The organism is Maridesulfovibrio sp., from assembly GCF_963677005.1.
Lineage (GTDB): Bacteria > Desulfobacterota > Desulfovibrionia > Desulfovibrionales > Desulfovibrionaceae > Maridesulfovibrio.
Genome location: NZ_OY781616.1, coordinates 1,659,267 through 1,678,696, shown reverse-complemented (window position 1 = coordinate 1,678,696; position 19,430 = coordinate 1,659,267). Strand labels below are relative to the sequence as shown.

Sequence of the window (19,430 nt, the reverse complement as noted above, 5' to 3'; positions counted from 1 at the left end):
CATCAGTCCTCGCGGCTGATTTCTGCTTTGGCATCCTGAACCTGTTCCTTCAGTTCTTCCACCCCGCCCTGTATGGCGGACCAGAGCCTGACCGCGCCGGATACAACGGCCTTCTGTACCGTGGGGTTGGTGGCAACAAGGGCGACCCCGGCTCCGAGGGCGAGGCCTTTGAGATAGTCAGTGCTCGTTACGTTGAACCATGAGGAGATTGCGGAATATTCGGCCGCTTCTGCCGGATACTGCGCAACGGACTGAGCGTTGACGGTTCCGTACTGGTTGCTGTCCTGAAAATAGTAGGAAGGCTGCTGCGGATTTTTCAGGTATGCTCCTTCGTCGGAGGAACTGCCGGGCAGGGGCTGGTTTACGTATTCACTCATGATTCTACTCCTCAGTGTCGCCGGTTTTTACTTCAGCGGTTTTTGTTTCGGTTGATTTTGTCTTCTGGGTTGTCGATTTGGGGGCAGCCTTTTTTCTGGGGGATTTGGCGGGTTTTGTTGCCCCTTCGCTCATGACCAGAGGAGCGTGTTTTTTGTCTGGAGAGGCTGCAGCTGCCTTTGCCGGGGGGAACATTGAATCCATTGCGTATTTAACGCCGGTGGCAACAGCCACAAGGGTCAGTCCGGACAGCACCGGGCCTATTTTCAGGGAACCTGCAACTGCTCCGGCTGTTCCGGCAGCTACTGCCGTGGTTCCGGTTTCCCGGGCAATGTTCTTGATGACTTCGTTTTTGGAAGCCTCGTTATTCCTTATCTGCCGTATACCTTTGGCTGCCGCGGCAGTACCGCCGACTACCGCCCCGAACAGGGCCGGTCCCAGGACAGGGAGTGCCGATCCGGTCTGGGGTTTGGTCTGCTTGATCATCTGTATCTCCTTTGAATTTCTTTTCAGGTGGAAAATGTTAGTCTTCTGCGGTTCCGCCAACAGTTACCTGCGGACCTTCGGGGTCGGATTCTCCGAACATGGAGCCGAATGCTCCGGCAACAGCCCCGCGCACGGTTGCGTTGCCTATCAGCAGAGCGCCGACTGCACCGACCACGGCACCTTTCCAGAAATCGGCTCCGCTATCCTGAAGCAGCGACATGATTTTGGCCGGATCAGCTTCCCCGTTCATCACATCGGTCATGACTCCGTACATCTGACCTAATTTATTCTGGTCGAATTTCGGCTGGGTGCCTTCAGGCATGGCCTGGCCGTACATGCCGGACTGTGCCGCGCCGTCCATCGCACCGGCGGCCTGCGTTCCGTATGCTGTAGAGGCCTGTGAAGCGGCCATGGATTCCTGAGCACCATATGCTGCGGAAGGCTGGGCAGCACTCATGGTTTCCTGAGAACCGTATGCGGCGTAAGGCTGCTGGGAAACCGCCTGCGCGGCGTAACCCTGCTGGGTCCCGGCAACGCCCTGAACAGATTGGCTCGACTGCGGCTGGACCTGGAAAAAGCCTGATCCTGGTACGTACTGGTAAAGTCCGCCCTGCATGGGGGCAGAACCCATTGTTCCGTATACAGCCTGTGTCCCCTGACTCTGCTGCTGGCCGGACATGGATGCGGAGTTTTCGGCATCCGGTTGGGACTGCATGCCGGTCATGCCTCCTGCTGGGGTTTCTCCTGTCATTTTCATTTCTTCCATTTTCATACTCCTGAATGTGTTGGGTTTATCTTTCCATTATCGCCTGAAGTTCCGCCGCCAGTTTTTCAAACCGCTCCGGGTCCTTGGTGATCAGTGCTTCATGCAGTTTTTCGGGCACAATGGTTTCGGCATCGTATTCAATAATCACGTTGCGGGTGAACATGTTCAGCTTGCTGCTTCGGATGCACGAAGGAAGCTCTTCTCCTGCTTTCTCCCTCAGTTTTCCGGCGCGCCGGTCCCCCAGAAGTCCGGGAGAAAATTGAATGCGGATGCGTCCGGGGATGTGGTGTTTTATGGTCAGATAGTTTCTGAGTTCCATCAGTAATTGGAAATCCATTCTGTCTATTGCTCCGGTAGGGTGTTGCTTGTTTCAAGTGCAGGCGGGTCATAGCGCAGCAGTCGTGCCGAGTTGGCCAGAACTCCGAGGGAGTGTCCGATATGAATGAGTCCTGCCATCACCGGGGAGAGCAGTCCCATTGCACCCAGAACAACTCCGGCGAGATTTGACCCGGAGGCAATCCAGAAGTTCTGGTGGACCACCCGCAGAGTCTCTCTGCTGAGGGACTGCACGTATACGAGCCCCCCGAGATCATCGTTCACAAGAGCTATGTCCGCGGCTTCTATGGCTACTTCACTTCCTCCTGCACCCATGGCCACGCCCACATCGGCACGTGCCAGGGCCAGGGCATCGTTCACCCCGTCACCGATCATGAGAACCGCCGCTCCCTGTGTCTGAAGTTCTGCTACGATGCCGGCCTTGTCTTCCGGCATGACCGAGGCGTGCACTTCGGTTATGCCCAGTTTCCCGGCCAGTTCCATGGCCGTGTTCCGTTCGTCACCGGTTATGAGGATGATGTCCTTTGCTCCGCCGGTGCGCAGACGGCTCACCGCCTCGCGGCTTTCCGGGCGGATCATGTTGTCAAAGGCCAGCAGCCCGGTAACGCGTTTGCTGTCGGCAACAAAAAGAACAGTACGGCCTCGGGAATGCAGCGGGGCTGCCTCTGCTGCTGCAGCGGATGTATCCACTTCGTAGCGGTCCATAAGCTTGCCGTTGCCGACAAGTATTTCGCTGCCGGAGATTTCCGCACGCATCCCCATGCCCGGAAGATATTCGCAGACAGTGTGGGCTTTAGGCTCGATTCCCTGTTTGTCCGCTTCGTGCTTTATGGTCTGGGCCAGTGGGTGGTGATTGTGCATCTCCACGGAAACCGCGGTCTGCAGCAGAATTTTCTGTTCGGTCCCGTTAAGGGGAACTATGTCGGAGAGGATCGGCTCATTGGTGGTCAGGGTGCCGGTCTTGTCGAAGCAGATGATTTCCGTCCTGCCAGCTTCTTCAAGGTAACGGCCTCCTTTGATGAGTATGTTGCGTTTTGCGGCTGCGCTTATGGCTGCGGAAACCGCCGTCGACGCGGCCAGCACTGTTGCGCAGGGGCAGGCCATGACCAGCAGCACGGTAAAGGCCCGGTAGAGGCTTCCGGTCAGCAGCCATGTCCCGGCCGTGGTCACAAATCCCAGACGGATCAGGTTTGCGGCCAGTCTGTCCGCTACCCCTTCGATCGGGGCCCGGTTTTCAAGGGAGTCTTCAACCATTTTCAGGATGCGCGACAGATAGGTCCTGTCTCCGACTTCCCGGGCTTTGACGTATATTACTCCCTGGCGGACAAAGGTTCCGGCCAGAACTTTGTCGCCGGATTTTCTGTGAATGAGGTCGGAGCGTCCGGAAATGGGGGATTCGTCCAGAAGGGCTTCTCCGTCCACAATTTCGCCGTCCACGCAGACCTTTTCACCTGTGTGCAGCACAACGGTATCGCCCTTGCGCAGGTCCCGGACCTCTTTTTCCACTTCCACACCGTCAGCCAGAACAAAGGTGTGGTGGGAGGTTACTTCCAGAATGCTGCTGATGGATTTGCGTGAACGTTCCGTTATCCACGACTTGACCAGCTCCGCCCCGGAATTGATCCAGAGCACTTCAAACGCCGTCAGCGCTTCGCCTGCTGCTACCGCTGCAACACAACTGGCTCCCAGGAATGCTTCCAGAGTGAAACGCTTCTGCTTCAACTGGTGGTACGCTTTCTTGAACAGCGGCAGTGAAAGTCCTATGGCTATCAACCCCAGTGGGCTCAGAGCCGTTTCCGCAACTGCGAGTCCCATGACTGTTGTGCGAACGAACACCACGCCCATGACCGAACTGACCGCGAGAAACCGGACCAGTGAAGACTTTACCGGATTACATCCGGCGTTTGTTGTCCTGCAGGCTTTGCATTCGCACATGGATGAGGCACAGGGGGAAAGAGTGCCCGCGCCGGACGGTTTTCCGTTTCCGGCCAGTTCCTGAATGCAACTCACAAGGGCGGTCAGGTCTTCCAGTTCCGGATTGAAGCGAATCGTGAGGCTGCCGCAATGTATATTTGGACGGATGTACTCGATATGGCTTATTTTTTTTAGTTCATTGTCCAGCTTTTCGGCCAGAGACGGGTTGTTGCTCATGCTTCTGATTCTGAATCTGACTCGTCCGGGAATGCTGTGACGTATGCTGATGTTCTGGTTCATTCTGTATTCTGCTCTATCTGTTGCGGATCTTTTTGGAATTGAATTTAATATTCCTTTTCATTTAGCGGGTGGCTGACGGAAAAGTTGATGAATAAATATCCGTTTGTTCCGGTCAGCCACCCGCTGGGAGCGGGATGCAGGAGTTACATTCCTGTCAGGGGTTAGAGAACTGCTTTTGCTATATTGTATCCCGCTACAGCCACGCCGAAGGCCAGAGCCGTGGAACCGACCACACTGAACATAGCCCAGCTCCAGCTTGATTCGCGGGCCATGGTAACTACAGTTACAAAGCACGGGGCATAAAGCATGGTAAACAGAATCAGGGCCACAGCAGCGGCAGGAGTGAAGAGCGGGTCTGCAACCAGTCTTTCCGAAAGCGGGGCGGCTTCTTCCGCGTCCACTTCACCGAGGGAGTAGGCTGTTCCAAGGGTGGATACAATGACTTCCTTGGCTGCGAAGCCACCGGTAAGGGCAATGTTGACCCGCCAGTTGAATCCGGCAAGTTCGGTAACCGGTTCAAGGAAGGTTCCGATGCGTCCTGCCAGAGTATAACGGACGGCTTCTTCGGATTCCTCGTTGGCAATATCTTCAAGCTTTGTTTCAAGGGCGGCTTTGACTTCTGCGTCACCGTTCTCACCGAGGGCGGCAAGCTGTTCCGCTACAGGTGCGCGCATGGCTTCGTATTTTGCGGTTACGTTTTCAGGCAGTTCCGGGAAGGTCATCATGGCCCAGATAAGTATGGAAATGGCCAGGATTACGGTACCGGCCTTTTTGGCGTATTCCCAGGTGCGGTCCCATGTGTGAATGAGCACTCCGCGCAGGGTGGGAATTCTATAAGGAGGAAGTTCCATTACAAACGGGGTAGGATCACCCTTGATGACGCTTGAGCGCAGAATCTTGGCGACAACAAGTGCCATTGCCCAGGCCCCCAGGGTGATGAGCAGCATTATGGTTGCCTGCTTTTGCGGGAAAAATGCTGCAGTGAGCATGAGGAATACCGGGACTTTTGCTCCGCAGGTCATGTACGGCGCCACAAACAGGGTTGCCAGTTTTTCCTTCGGGCTGCGCAGGGTTCTGGCGGCCATTACGCCGGGAACAGCGCAGCCGCCGGCAATGCCTCCGGAAACGATGAACGGCAGGACCGATGTTCCGTGCAGACCGAAAGTCTTGAATACCCGGTCAAGCATGTAGGCCATGCGGGCTATGTATCCGGAGTCTTCCAGAGCTGATATCATGAGGAACATGAACATGATCAGCGGAACGAATCCTAGCACTCCGCCGACGCCGTCGATTATGCCGGAGACAACCAGAGATTGAAGGTAGCCTTCCGGTATTGTTGCTGTGGCTGCATCGCCGAGCATTCCGAAGAGATCCTCAAGCCAGCCCATGGGAATTTCACCGACAGTGAAGGTGACCTTGTAGATCATGTAAATGATGCCTACCATAATTATGGGGCCGAATAATTTGTGGGTGAGCACTTTGTCCATGGCATCCGAACGGCTCAACCGTTCTTCGCTGCTGCTCGGGTAGGAGACAACGTCTTTTATGAGTCCGGCGATGTATCCGTATCGGTAGTCTGCTATTATGGCATCCGGGCTTGAGTTCAGGGTCTTTTCGGTGTGTGCGGTGACCTTTGCGGCCATGCTGCGGAGTTTTTCCGAAAGGTTCGGGTTAAGGGCATGTCCTTTGGCTATGACGTCCTGATCTTCCTCCAGGTATTTTATCCCGGTCCAGCGGGCCGGGACTTTGCTGGTCAGGAATTTTTCAGCAGTAATAAGAGCTTCCATTTCGGCAAGGACAGGATCAAGGTCGGGGCCGTAGGATATGTTCAGCGGTTTCCATTCTCCTTTTTTTTCAACAGCGAGATCCATTGATGCCTGTATCAGCTCGTTTGATCCCTCACCCTTGCGGGCAACAGTTTCCACTACCTTGCAATTGGCGAGCATGGCCAGTTTGGAACTGTCGATGGATTTTCCATTTTTACGGACCTCATCCATCATATTGAGTCCCAGAACCAGCGGAACGCCGAGTTCCATTATCTGAACGGCAAGGTAGAGGTTGCGTTCAAGGGCATCTGCATTAAGAATGTCGATAACCACTTCCGGGCGGTCATCAACGAGAAAATCGCGGGCTACAAGTTCTTCCTGGGTGTAGGCGGTAAGTGAGTATGTCCCCGGAAGGTCAACCAGTTCCACTCTGACGCCGTTGTTTTTTATATAGCCGAATTTTTTTTCAACAGTAACTCCGGGCCAGTTTCCCACATGCTGGTGTGCGCCGGTGAGGGCATTGAACATGGTGGTTTTACCGCAGTTCGGGTTGCCCGCAATTCCTAAGGTTATGTCCGTCATAATCAGTTCTCCCATTCCGTTACAATTATGTGGTCGGCCTCGCTGTTGCGCAGGGTCAGGGTGAAGTCTTTCAGCCTGAGGGCGACGGGATCTTCAAGCGGCGCTCTGCCAAGGACCCTGAATTCGGTTCCGGGGATAAGTCCCATATCCCTTATGCGCCGTCCAAGCTCCCCTTCTGCTTGAACTTTTTTGATAACAAGATGCTGATTCACCCTAGCCGTTCTTAAAACGAAAGAGTTATTCATGAGTTTCCTTGAGTTTGAAATTAATAATCTTTATCACCGATAAGTGACAGCCAGTGCCCAGTTAAGCGATCCATTGCATTCAAGCAGCACAGTTCAGTCTTTTATCCGAGGAGTGGTTGCCTTGGACAGGACCTGATACAGGTTTCAAATTGGACCCGCCGAAAAACAAGCTGAACGATAGTGAGAATGATAATAGATGTCAATTGAAAAATATTAAAAAAAAGTGCATGAAATCAATTTGTTTTAGTGTATTATATATTATTTGGCTTTATAGTTATTCTGGTCGTTAATTTTAATTACAAAACAAAATCGGGTTCCACGCAGCCTTATTACGAACTATTTGTTTATATGGTGTACGTAGTCGTTATGTATCAATAAAATAGATGGATAGGCGTGACAGAATCGTTGCTGAATATTTTTGCTGCTGTGTTGATCCGGGTGCGTGCAGGATTTACTTAATATAGCCCTATGCATATGTGTAATTCTTCTGAGAATAGGCTCCCCTTTGTATCTTATAATTAATTATAATATAAATTCAATCTATATCCAGTTTACTACATCACAAAAAGGTTAGTGACATTTAGTGAACTTTGTAGTTATTTTTCCTTGAAGATGGCTGGTTGGTCGGCCAGCTTATCACTCTTTTTTTCTGAAATGTTATTTGTTATATAAGGTTTAAGTTAAGTTATGTTAACCGGTTTTAATAAGTTTAAATTATATTTGTATCTGTCTGTCCTGTTGATGCTTGCCCTGGTCGGGTGTACGGTGTTCAGTTTTGCTTTTCTGGAATCATTGTTTTCGACTTCGGTTGTGATCAACACTGTCATCGTGACTGTTTTTACCGGCAGTGTGATAGGAATTTTTCGATACATTCTGTCTGTTCGCCGCGATCTTGCTCTTTTTGATGAGTTTACTGTCTGGTGCAGGGACCCGGAAGAGAATTCCTTTAATGAAAATGAGTTCAAGAAAGGGTTGCTCGGTCCTTCGCTCTGGCCCATCAGTTGTTCAATAAAAGACCACGGAGTGCTTGTTCTTGGTTCGACAAGTGACAGCCGTTCAATAATCGAAGGGATGGAGCAGAGCATTTCTTCCCGCACATCGCTCATTTCCTTTCTCGGTGGTTTTCTGGTCCTTCTGGGGCTTATGGGGACTTTTCTGGGGCTTACCATTACCCTTAAATCAATGGGTAATATTCTGACTGAACTCGCTGGAGGGCTGAGTGACGCCAGTGATACGTCCATCATGCAGGTAATGATACAACTGATCGTTGAACTGAAAAATCCCATGGCCGGCATGGGGACGGCGTTTTCCACATCTCTTTTCGGTCTTTCGGGCAGTGGTATAATCGGCATTCTGGCTATTCTGCTCAGCCGAATGCATGACCAGCTTACACTAAGAGTTGAGGAGTGGCTTAACGAGAATATTGAATACTCAGCCACAAACAGATCCGGTCAAACTGATTCCGCTGCTTTCCCTGTGGATGCGGACATTACAGGGCAATTGGCGGCTATATCAGGACAGTTGGAAAAGAATAACACTGCTATGCTTGAAGCGATTGAAAATACGAATAAATTTTTACTTAAGATGACCCTTTTGCAACAGAAGTCCGCAGACGCAATCAACGTTATGCAGAGTCAGTCCATCGAAACCACCAAAGAGATAGGGCTGGGTAATGAGCTTACCGGGAGGCTTATAAAAGAGTCGCGGCAGATTGCTGTGGCCCTGGAACGCAGTGTCGAAGCTTTTGATAATAAAAATTGAGTGTTGCCTACGGAATAGGTGGCTTTTTGAATATAGTAGTTTGGTAAGTATGCTGTATTATGTAAAACGGTTCGTTTTTTTAGCTGTTTTCGCCTGCCTTGCATGTCTGTGCATGGCCGGTGGGGCTGGAGCTGCTGATTTTCTGGCGTCGGCTGGAAAATTATCCGATATCAATTTTAACGGCGGCGGGCGTCCTGAGTCGGTAAGTATTGATTCCCCGAAAAACGGGACTCTCGAAATACGCCTTCAGGGGAATCACAACAGTTCTTTACAGGAACATCCTGAAAACGCCACTGCGCAGAAGGTGTTGACCCTGTATGAAGCATGCAGGCTTGCTGTTGAAAAGCACCCGCTGGTTGCCAGTTCCAGATATTCGCGAATGGAAAAGATGGCGGACTACGGCATGGCCAGGAGTGTATATTATCCGCGCATCGATTTTCAGGGACAGGCCGGTCCTTCACACAACCTTGATACCCATACAACGTCATATGGGGAGAGCAATATTTCGTTGACCCATACATTGTATAATTTCGGGGGGCTCAGCGACAGCGTCGAAAGTGCGCGGCTCAAAGCGGAAGGGGCCCGGTACAGGCTGGCCCGTACCAACGAGGATATTGCTGCGCTTGCAATCAATTCATATCTGTCCGTTTTGCAGTCCCAGCAGTTGCTGGATGTCTATAACGATGCACTCGATTTTTACAAGAAGCTTCTGGATACATTCTGGGAGCGATATAATGCCGGGATATCCTCCAGAGCCGATGCTCAGAAAGTTGAGGTTTCCCTACGTTCCACGCAGTCGCAGATAACTGTCCAAAATCAGCAGTTAACCACTGCGCGCCTTCTTCTTGAGAATATTATAAAGCAGCCGGTGCAAAAGGTTGCCGCGGACACCAACCTTTTGAATATGAAAATTGTGGAGTCCCTCAAAGAAGTCTGTGACCGGGCCCTTGCCAATAATATGAGTCTGCGGGCTTTTCAGGCGGAAATAGATTCTCAGGCAAAGGCCGTGGATACGTTGAGAGCCGATTATTATCCTTCTTTCGGCTACCAGTTGAACGCAAAGAGTGAATTTCAGGAAATAGACGGATATGAAAACTCGCTCGATGCCCAGGTTACAGTCAATTGGAATCTTTTCAGCGGTTTTTCCACTGATGAGGGAGTCCGGAAGGAGACTGCCGTTCTAAACAGGCTGAAAGCCACCAAAGACGCCACCGCGTTGCAGGTGCAGAACGTACTTTCGGATGCGTATAATGCATACAAATCGTCTGAAAAGGAATTCGAGCTTGCCAGAGACGCTTATGATTCAAGTGTAAATCTCATGAGCCTTTATTTAAGCGAATTCGACCTTGGAATACGTACCATGCTGGACCTCATCTCTGCGCGGGAAGGGCAGACTGCTGCTTCCGTCCGGGAAGTCAATGCCCGCTTTGCCCGTATGCGCGCCGGGCTGAATATTTTTCTTGAAGAAGGCCGCCTTGAGGAAGTGCTCGGACTGCCGCTGGATACAGATTTAGCTAAATGAATTTGATCAGGAAACACGGTGAATGATATGGCCGAAGATACCAACGATTCTCAGCAGAACAGAGTCCCGCCGTCTACTGTCTACAAGGTAGAGGGGAGCCCTGACGACTACAGATATGTTCTTCGCGGGGCAGACCTTGTCCTTGTAGACAAGGACAACCATGAACAGGTGTTCATGTTCGTGGGGAACATCATGAGCCTTGACGGCAAGGTGGACATGGAGTTTTCCGATGGTGAAAGCCTTGAGTCAAAGGAGCTTTTCGATCGTTCAGAGATGCAGGATTCGGAAAAGGAAGAGGAGAGTTCCACCTGGGAAGTTCAGGACAGTCCTCCTGCGCCTGCTTCAACCACCGGTAATTCTTTTGACGGAGACGGCCTGAATCCTTCCGGAAGTTCAAAGCCTGAGCTTGGCATCAGCAGCCTTACCTCTGCTTCCGCCCAGCTTTCTGTCGATTCCAGCAGAGCCATAATTTCAACTCAGACTGCGCTTATTAAAAGCAGCAGTTCTTCCGCTACCAGCGAAGAAACATTTTCCAGCACAGTAAAACCCAGTTCCGCCCAAAAACAGGAGACTACTGACAACCCTGATTCCGAGGAGAAACAGGAAGATACTACCGAAGATATACCGGAAGAGGAGACTCAGGAGGAGACTCCGGAAGAAACCTCGGACAGCGACAACGCTTCGGATGAAGACAGTCCTGATCCGGATACCGTAAGCAGACCGACCATCCATCTGGCTGAAGGCGAAGATAACGGTTATTCTGATGATGATGGTATTATCAGTTCGCAGAATCCGACTTTTGAAGGTGAAACTGATGGTGGTGCAACCGTAAAAATTTACGTCAATGATGAGCTTAAGGACACTATAGTTGCAGATGAGAACGGTGATTACTCTGTTACCATCGCAGGACTTAATGACGGAGATTACGAGATTTATGCCGTTGCCTCCATCGGTGAAACAGTTTCCGAGGATTCGGTAGTTCTCAGCGTTGAAGTCGATGCCACTGCGCCCGGTGTGCCGACCATGCAGCTTACCTCTCAGTCCGATACCAAGGTAGGGACCATTGCCGGAATTTACACCAATGACAGCACGCTTTCCCTTGAAGGTACTGGTGGCGACCCAGACAGCCGGGTAACCATTTCGTACTCCACCGATGGAGTAAACTATACAGAACTTGCCACTGTCTCCGTGGGTAGTGACGGATCATGGGGCTATACCCTGACCGAGGAGCAGGCTCTTACCGACGGTGAATATACATTCAAGCTTACTGCCGAGGACCTTGCGGGCAACGTATCCAGCGGGGCCACTTATCTGAGCGGGGTTACGCTGAAAACCACCGACCCGAGTTCTACCGGGCTTGATCTAGTGGCCGGTTCCGACTCTTACGATGAAGATGCCGGTGGCACGAACAGTGATAACCTTACCAACAAGGAGACAATTGACCTCACTGTTGTCGGTGCGAGTGATGATACCGCAAAGGTCAGCATCTACCTGATAGAGGACGGCACATATACTTATGTGGGAGATGCTGCCAAGGACAGTTCGGGAAACTGGGTGTATACTGTTGCCGAAGGTGTGATAAGCGACGACGGCACCTACCGGTTCGTGGCAGAGCTCACCGACTACGCCGGAAACGTGGAAGGCCGGAACATACACGCCTCGCTCGATGTTGTTATCGACCGCACCCCTCCGGAGGTTGAACCGACAATAGACCTTGATTCCGGATCGGACTCTACTACCAGCAGCCCGGATTTAGGGGGAACCGATGAGGACGACATTACCAGTTCAAATACGGTTACCCTGAAAGGCACGGCCGAGGTCGGTGCGCCCATAAATATTTATCTTACTGTCGGTGACGGTACCGAGAAACAGATATCGGATGGAGAAATAACCACGGACGGCCTTGGAAACTGGACTTACACTTATGATGTTTCCTCCTATGGCACATCCGGTTCGGAAGAGCTTACTTTTCGTGCCGAAGTCTGCGACGCAGCAGATAACGCTGCCGACGAAACCCTGACTGTTACCGTTGACCATACAGACCCTGACCGGCCCACCATAGGGCTTCCTTCTTCCGGTGAAGATCAGCTGCTTGGAACGCTCGATACCAATCTGGATAAGGATATTGCCACCGTACGCAATGACTCTGCCGTGCTTACAGGCAAAATAACCGAGAGCAGTTCAGAGGTTGTACTGGTTCTCTATCAGGTGGACTCTGATGGAAACAGAACCGTCATTGCAAACAGCCTTGCCGATAACGGTGCGCTTGGTGATGTTTCCATAACCGACAACGGTGACGGAACCTACAGCTGGTCCTACGATTACGGCAATCTCACCGATGGTGAGACATATACTTTTGTTGCTACTGTTGAAGACCTTGCCGGGAATACCAGCCTTGATTCCAAAACTTTCGAAATCCGTTCCGACCAGACTATTGACGCGCCTACTATCGATTTAGCTCCGGGATTCGATTCCGCAGGCGGACCTGCGGGCACGGAAAGTGACGATTACACCGCTTATCCTGACGGCGATTCCAGCAAGGAAATCAGCTTTAAGATATCCGGTGATACGGATTCAACCATATCCGTCTATCTGCTTGATTCATCTGCGGACGGAGCAGTGGAGATTGTTTCTGGAGAGGTCAGTGTCGGGTCCGGGATACTGGTCGATTCCGTGGTGGACGATTCCGGCGACTGGCCTCTGGTCTCTTTTGACGCATCTGCATACGCCGGCACAACAACAGAACTTACGTTTGTGGCTGTTTCTACAGATATGGCCGGCAACAGCAAATACACCACCTACACCATGACTCTGGATGATTCCGATCCTGTGGCCGGAGCCATAGACCTGGATGCATCGGATGATCTCGGGACATATGCCGATGATGAAATAACCAATGCCAGGGAAATTCTGATCAGCGGAACTCTTGAGGAAGGTGCGAACGCGGTCAAGGTAACCGTTTACGATAACGGGGTCGAGATCGGCGAGGCAACAGTCAGCGGAAACGAGACTGACGGATACAAATGGGAATTCTCCATTGGTGATGAAGGATCGACAGACGCATCCGATTACATCACCGAAGGTTCGCATTCCTATACAGCCGTGGTGGAAGACAACGCCGGAAACCAGACGGTTCTGGACGCGCTGCCCGTAACCATAGATCGCTCGATTTCCGATCCGACATTTGTACTTACTTCTGGTGAGGACAGTTCCGATACCGGCCGGATTACCAATGACGGGATCACCAAAGCGACTGAACTGGTTTTCGAAGGATCCTCCGATATCGGGGATACGGTTACAGTCCATGTGGTGGATTCCGAAGGGCACGATACGATAGTAGGGTCTTTTGTCGCATCCGCTGCCGACTGGGAATACACGGTGGCGAATTCATTTATTTCCGCGGACGGAGATTACGAATTTTATGCGGTTACCAGCGATGTGGCCGGTAACAGCAAAACCACCGCAAGCGTGGATGTTACCATTGACCGCACCACGAATACCCCCGGTGACATAGACCTTACAACCGGGTCGGATACGTCTTATACGGACGGCTCTTTCAGTGTGGGAACGGATTCGGACAACATTACGAGTTCCGAAAATCTTACCTTTACGGGTGCCGTGGAATCGTCCGGAGTAGAAAAAGGGTCCACAGTCTATCTGTACGTTGTGGGAACCGATGATCCTGTCGGCTCGGTCGTAGTCGGCGAAGATGACACATCCTGGACCATAACCGTGGCAAGAGATGATGTGGGACAGGGAACCCACGAATTTTACGTGCGATATGTGGATCTGGCTGGAACCGAGTCCGCTTCGTCCTCTATTCTGCCGGTGGAAGTGGACAGCATCAAGCCCTCAACCCCTACAATAACACTCGACGACGCTGCAGAGTATCCGGTGCATGACGGCACTGTGTATACCAATAAAGTCAATCCGGAGTTCACGATTTCCAATCTTGAGGAAGGCACCAGCCTTAATATCAAGATCAACGGGGTTTCCGTGAAAACCGTGGTGGTCGATGCCAGCGGCAGCTATTCGTTTGATCCAGAGGACTTTGCCTCCGACAAGAGCGACGATGGGACGAAAACAATCACCGTCGTGGCAGTCGACGAGGCCGGTAATGTCTCCGATGAGGCTACATACAGTTTTGAGCTTGATACTTTCGCCGAGAATATTTCCGGTGTGAAGCTGGCGGATACTTCCAATTCCGGCTCTCTGGATGACAACATCACCAGCGAAACAGAGCCTCATATTGTCGGCTATGCTGAAGCCTATTCCTCTGTTGTTGTGACTATCCTGAATGGTGAGAACGTTGCGTCCACAGGAACGGTCGTTGCCGGGGCGGACGGCAGTTGGGATTATCCGGTGACCGAGTCCGAACTGGGCGAGGGCGTGTACACGGTGGAAGTTACCGCAACCGACTATGCCGGTAACGTGGCAACTGATACATCCTACAGTTTTACAGTGGATACCAGCATTGATCCGGTCGGCTTCGATATGATCCAGGATGTGGACAACGACACCGGTTTCGAACTGGACGACCACAATACCCAGACCCGCAATCCGGGATTCAGTTGGACTGCCGGAGAAAATCTTACCGCGACCATCTCCATTTACGACAGCGAAGGGAATCTGATTAAAAGCTACTACAACGTGGACTCTCCAAGCGGAGATAATTCCTGGGCTGTGCCGGTAGCGGACTCGCTTGAAGACGGAACATACACGTTCAAGGCCGTTTTTACCGATACGGCCGGTAACACCGTGATTACCGATGCTTCCGGGAACGAAGTCAGCGAAGAGGTAGTCGTAGTGATCGATAATGAATCGCCTGCGTTGACTGTCGAACTTGCAGACGATTCTGATTCCGGCACTGATAATGACTGGCTGACCAATGACGAGAAAGTTGCCGAAGGGCTGGTGCTTTCAGGAACGGCCGAGGCCGGGGTCCACCTTTTTGTTTACGTTAATGACATGGAAGTCAGTGTCACTAACGATGCGACCGGTACAGACGGATATATAACCGTTGGCGAAAACGGGGAATGGACTTTCGACCTCTCCGGGCTTGATATCGACAGCGGTATCAATGACGGCGATAATACGATTAAGGTTGAGGCCGTAGACCAGGCCGGGAACGTAACAACTTTTACCCAGATACTTGAAGTTGATTCCGAAGTTTCCCCTGCAGGAGTTATCCTGCTGGCCGATGAATCCGATTCCGGCTACAAGGGAGATTTTACTACCAACGACATGACCCCGACCCTTACCGGGACAACCGAGGCAAATGCTACTCTGGTGGTCTCGGTGATGGTTGGCGATGAGTCCAAGGCCGTGGGCACCGTTACAGCGGACGATGACGGCAATTGGTCTGTAACCGTACCTGATGGAATTCTGGATGAAGACGGAGATTATGTCTTCACAGCTGTTATCACCGATGCTGCCGATAATGAGGCTACAATCACCCAGAGCATCAGAATTGATACCGATCCCATGGTTCCGACAATTTCCATGGATGAGGATACCAAGGGGGAATTCTTCGGGACCGACAGCGATTACGTTACCAGTGATACTTCGCCTGTTTTTACTGTTACCACGGAGGCGCATACCAGCCTTGATGTCTATGTTGACGGTGTTCTTCAGGCGGATTTATCAGTCGCTATCGGTGATAATACCGGTGACGGCATACTTACGGTTTCTTTAAGCGGCCTTGCAGAAGGAACCTATACCTATCGTTTCGTTTCCACCGACAGTGCCGGAAATACCAGTGAAACCACCCAGGTGGTAACCATAGACCCAGAGTATTCCGCAGATGATCTGACAATATCCATAGACTCCGATTACGATTCCGGCGTGAGTGACAGTGACGGACTGACCTACGAAACACGGCCCTTGCTGACCGGTACTGCCGAAGCGGGCAGTAAACTGAGAATTTACATAAGTGAACGCTACTCCACAGGTGAGGAAGCGGCTGCAGCGGCTCTCGGGGACAGTTATGTTACCGAACTGGTCCTCGCGGATGATGATTCCACATGGGAGTATACTCCTACCGATCTCGGCGAAGACGGGTACTACAAAGTTACTGTGGTTTCCGAAGACGAGGCCGGTAACAGGCAGGTCAAGTACATTATTATCGATCTTGATACCACGCCTCCCCAGACTCCTACTTTCGTGCTTTCAGATGGGGGAGTGGACAACACCATAGAGACCACTACGCGAACGACCGATAACACGCCTTTCTTTGAGGGGGAGGCTGAAGCCAACAGTACACTGACCATCTCCATCAGTGAAATAGGCGTTGAGGGTGATGTGCTGTTCTTCACCACAACTACCGATGCCGATGGTAAATGGTCCTATCAGGTTGAACCCGGAGACGCTCTCAATGACGGTTCTTACAATGTTTCGATTACAAGCACGGATGAAGCCGGTAACGAGGCTGAAGGTTCCGCTCAATTTCAGATTACCGGCGAAACTCCTGTTCCGCCGACTATCAATCTTTCCAGTGCCGATGATTCAAATATCGGCACTGACGCTGTCACCAATCATAACTCCGGGCTTACCCTTACCGGCATAGCTGAGTCATACTGCAACGTTAAAATATACAAGACCACGGAGGGAGATACCGACCGGACCGGCGGAGAACTGCTGGACACAGTGGAGGCCGGAGCCAACGGTGTCTGGACTTATGAGCTTGACGGAACATTGGCGGACGGCAGCTATTATTATTACGCCACCAGTGTATATTCCGACGATGCCGGGTATACTTCCGACGAGCTGTTGACGCTTGTGGTTGATACGCAGACCATTACGCCGACTCTCGAACTGGTTGAAGATACCGGGGTCGATAACGATTGGATTGCCGAGGATTCCAACAATACCGCAACGGACTGGACCACATCTGCTCCCACCATTACCGGGGTCGTTGATGAAGGGGCAACCGTAGTAATAACGGCAACGGACATCTACAACAATGTTACTACAATAACCATTGCCCCCGAAAACCTGACCAAAGACGGAGACACGTGGTCCTATACCTATACGCTTTCCGAACTGTCTGACGGTGAATATGCAATTCAGGTTACAACAACCGATCTCGCAGGTAATGAGGCGTCCAGCTCGGAAGAGACCCTTGTCATAGATACCGGGTTCAGCAAGCCGACAATTGATCTGCCGGATGCTTATGACACGGCGGTGAGTGTAAATGCTGATGGTGCCATTCTTCAGGCCGATGGAACAGTTGCCGGCAATGCCTTGCGCAGCCACCTGCCTGCCGATTTCATCTCGACTATCGTTGACGGCTATACCAGCGAGAATTCATTTCCGCTTAGCGGAACGGCAGACACGGGTTCTCTTGTACAGATTGAGATTTACAAGGACGGAGAGCTGATAACCACCACAGACGTATTTACTGTTACCAATGCAGACGGGACCTGGACTTATGACACAGGCACTCTTTCGGATGGTTTATATACTTTTCAGGTAACCTGTACCGATACCGCCGGGAATGAGTTGCAGGCTGATTCATTGAGTGTGTATGTGGATGCCAATGCAACCAGGACGGCCGAGATTGTCCTTAATGATGATTACGAAGGCAACTATACGCCGGATACAACTCCAACTTTCACCCTTTACGGCGACAGCGATTCCGTCTGGCTGCTGTACATCGACGGCGAGTCAGACCCTGTGGCCACAGGAACATTCAACAGCAGTTCCACGGCAACTTATACCCCCACCTTCACTACTGACGGCGAACATACCTATACACTGGTCACTGTGGATAGAGCCGGGAATGTTCAGGTGGCCGATGATTTAGTTTTTACAATCGATACCGATGCCCCTGATTTTCAGTCCGACCCTAGCATTACCTCAGGAACAAAGGGAACCGGTGAAACATACTACACCAACAGCAATACCGCCGACATAACCATTCAGGTCGAGCCGGGCACAGCGGCCAGAATCCTGAATATAGACGGATACAATGTGGACGGTAGTGATACGGATTTTGAAACAGGCTGGGTATACGATACAGACGGGGACGGATACGTAACCTTCAGTCTTGATTCCGGTGTGTACAAGTTTGACGGCGAGTATTCGGATATCACCATCCAGTACCGTGACCAGGCGCACAACTATGATGCGACCCAGGATTACACGTTCGATATGGTTGTGGACACCGTAAAGCCGGTCACCGATATTGCTCTGGACAGTGGTTCGGATCACGGTTTTTCCGATTCCGACAATCTCACCAGCGGAGACCTGATTACCCTTTCAGGTACTATACAGGAGCTCGGTGCCGGACAGGAAGACGGTGATTTCAGCACCGACATAGCCGATTATCACGTTACCCTGACCAATACCGATACCGGAGTGTCGCAGACTTTCGGGTCGGACCATATAACACTTCATGATGACGGAACCTGGGAGGTTACGTTCGGTTCAGCCGGACATGACCTGGCCAGCGGAGACTATACGGCAACGGTAACCGCTACCGATCTGGCCGGGAATTCCCACACCAGCACAACCGATTTTGTGATTGATAACGATTCAGCCGGGCTGCTTGATCACTCTCCTGAACTTAGCACGCAGTCACTTGGGTCCAGCGGTGTGTTCATAACCGGCGATTATTTCGGAGACGATGTCAGTTTTTCCTCAAGCGATTATAAATGTGAAGTTGTCTACTATACCGATGACGGTGCTTCATCCTCGGAATCATATGTTGATATAGATTCTGACGGTTCTTTCGGGAAATACGTCAGTTCATCCACGATCGGTAACTATGATTATGTGGGTATTACGATCATCGACAGTGCCGGAAACGAGTCGGAAACAACTTATATCGATTTTGACGGCAATTCAGTAACGCCGGATACGGTTTCCGCCTCATCCGAGGACAGTTCGGACCCTTCTTATACTTTCACTGATAGCGACTCTGATGCCGATGTCGCCACCATTAATGTCACCCTGACCGGAGACTATGACAACGACGGTACGACGGATGTTACCATAGAAGGAACTGCCTCCGTCAGCGCGGACAATACATGGACCATGGATTTCCTTTCCGAGTTGCAGGACGGACACTACACCCTGCAGCTGGAAGGACTGGACAGTTCCGGGGATGTCATAACCGCTCAGAGTGAATCCACCTACGACTTTACCCTGCTTGACGGTGTGCTGGATTCCGGCGGCGATGGCGGGGGAACGGATTCCGGAACTGAGTCTGCTGATTCCGGCAGTGATTCAGATGGTGATTCAGGAGGAGATTCAGGCGGGTCCGATGCAATCACAACTGATGATGTGCATCTTGAAGTTACCGTTCATACTGACCATATTGACGGTATTGCATAAGAATAGTTAGTTTGTTGAAATATTTCATAAAATATAAGGTA

The 19,430-nt window shown here is 51.4% G+C and carries 10 protein-coding genes; 3 read left to right on the top strand and 7 right to left on the bottom strand.

Translation table 11 applies throughout. The features are described from left to right. Nucleotides 1-2 precede the first annotated feature (2 nt). The 7 genes from ACKU4E_RS07660 to ACKU4E_RS07630 all read right to left on the bottom strand — a co-directional run bounded on the left by ACKU4E_RS07660 (nucleotide 3) and on the right by ACKU4E_RS07630 (nucleotide 6,770). Nucleotides 3-377, bottom strand: a complete 375-nt coding sequence (locus ACKU4E_RS07660) for a YtxH domain-containing protein (protein ID WP_320170486.1) — start codon at nucleotides 375-377, stop codon at nucleotides 3-5. 4 nt (nucleotides 378-381) lie between these two features. Continuing rightward, nucleotides 382-861, bottom strand: a complete 480-nt coding sequence (locus ACKU4E_RS07655) for a hypothetical protein (RefSeq protein ID WP_320170485.1) — start codon at nucleotides 859-861, stop codon at nucleotides 382-384. Between the two features lie 37 nt (nucleotides 862-898). Then, nucleotides 899-1,627 (bottom strand): hypothetical protein, encoded by a 729-nt coding sequence (locus tag ACKU4E_RS07650; protein WP_320170484.1) that lies wholly within the window; start codon nucleotides 1,625-1,627, stop codon nucleotides 899-901. Between the two features lie 25 nt (nucleotides 1,628-1,652). Next, complete coding sequence (locus ACKU4E_RS07645; RefSeq protein WP_320170483.1) at nucleotides 1,653-1,964, bottom strand: HMA2 domain-containing protein; 312 nt, start codon at nucleotides 1,962-1,964, stop codon at nucleotides 1,653-1,655. Between the two features lie 5 nt (nucleotides 1,965-1,969). Further along, entirely contained in the window at nucleotides 1,970-4,177 is a 2,208-nt protein-coding gene (locus ACKU4E_RS07640) for a cation-translocating P-type ATPase (protein WP_320170482.1), read from the bottom strand. Nucleotides 4,178-4,338: 161 nt separating this feature from the next. Further along, nucleotides 4,339-6,525: a ferrous iron transport protein B gene (gene feoB / locus ACKU4E_RS07635; RefSeq protein ID WP_320170481.1), complete on the bottom strand. Its 2,187-nt coding sequence runs from the start codon at nucleotides 6,523-6,525 to the stop codon at nucleotides 4,339-4,341. A 2-nt stretch (nucleotides 6,526-6,527) separates the two neighbouring features. Continuing rightward, on the bottom strand, nucleotides 6,528-6,770 hold the full coding sequence (locus tag ACKU4E_RS07630; protein ID WP_320170480.1) for a FeoA family protein: 243 nt from the start codon (nucleotides 6,768-6,770) through the stop codon (nucleotides 6,528-6,530). 765 nt (nucleotides 6,771-7,535) lie between these two features. On the opposite strand from ACKU4E_RS07630, the gene ACKU4E_RS07625 reads away from it, so the two are divergent. From ACKU4E_RS07625 to ACKU4E_RS07615, 3 genes are read left to right on the top strand one after another with little or no spacing between them, the layout of a single operon-like run. Continuing rightward, complete coding sequence (locus ACKU4E_RS07625) at nucleotides 7,536-8,531, top strand: hypothetical protein (RefSeq protein ID WP_320170479.1); 996 nt, start codon at nucleotides 7,536-7,538, stop codon at nucleotides 8,529-8,531. 49 nt (nucleotides 8,532-8,580) lie between these two features. Continuing rightward, nucleotides 8,581-10,053 carry a TolC family protein gene (locus tag ACKU4E_RS07620; RefSeq protein WP_320170478.1) on the top strand — a complete coding sequence of 491 codons (1,473 nt, stop codon included), beginning with the start codon at nucleotides 8,581-8,583 and terminating at the stop codon, nucleotides 10,051-10,053. Nucleotides 10,054-10,080: 27 nt separating this feature from the next. Then, a complete protein-coding gene (locus ACKU4E_RS07615) occupies nucleotides 10,081-19,389 on the top strand; it encodes an Ig-like domain-containing protein (protein WP_320170477.1) in 9,309 nt (3,102 codons plus the stop codon). Nucleotides 19,390-19,430 lie beyond the last annotated feature (41 nt).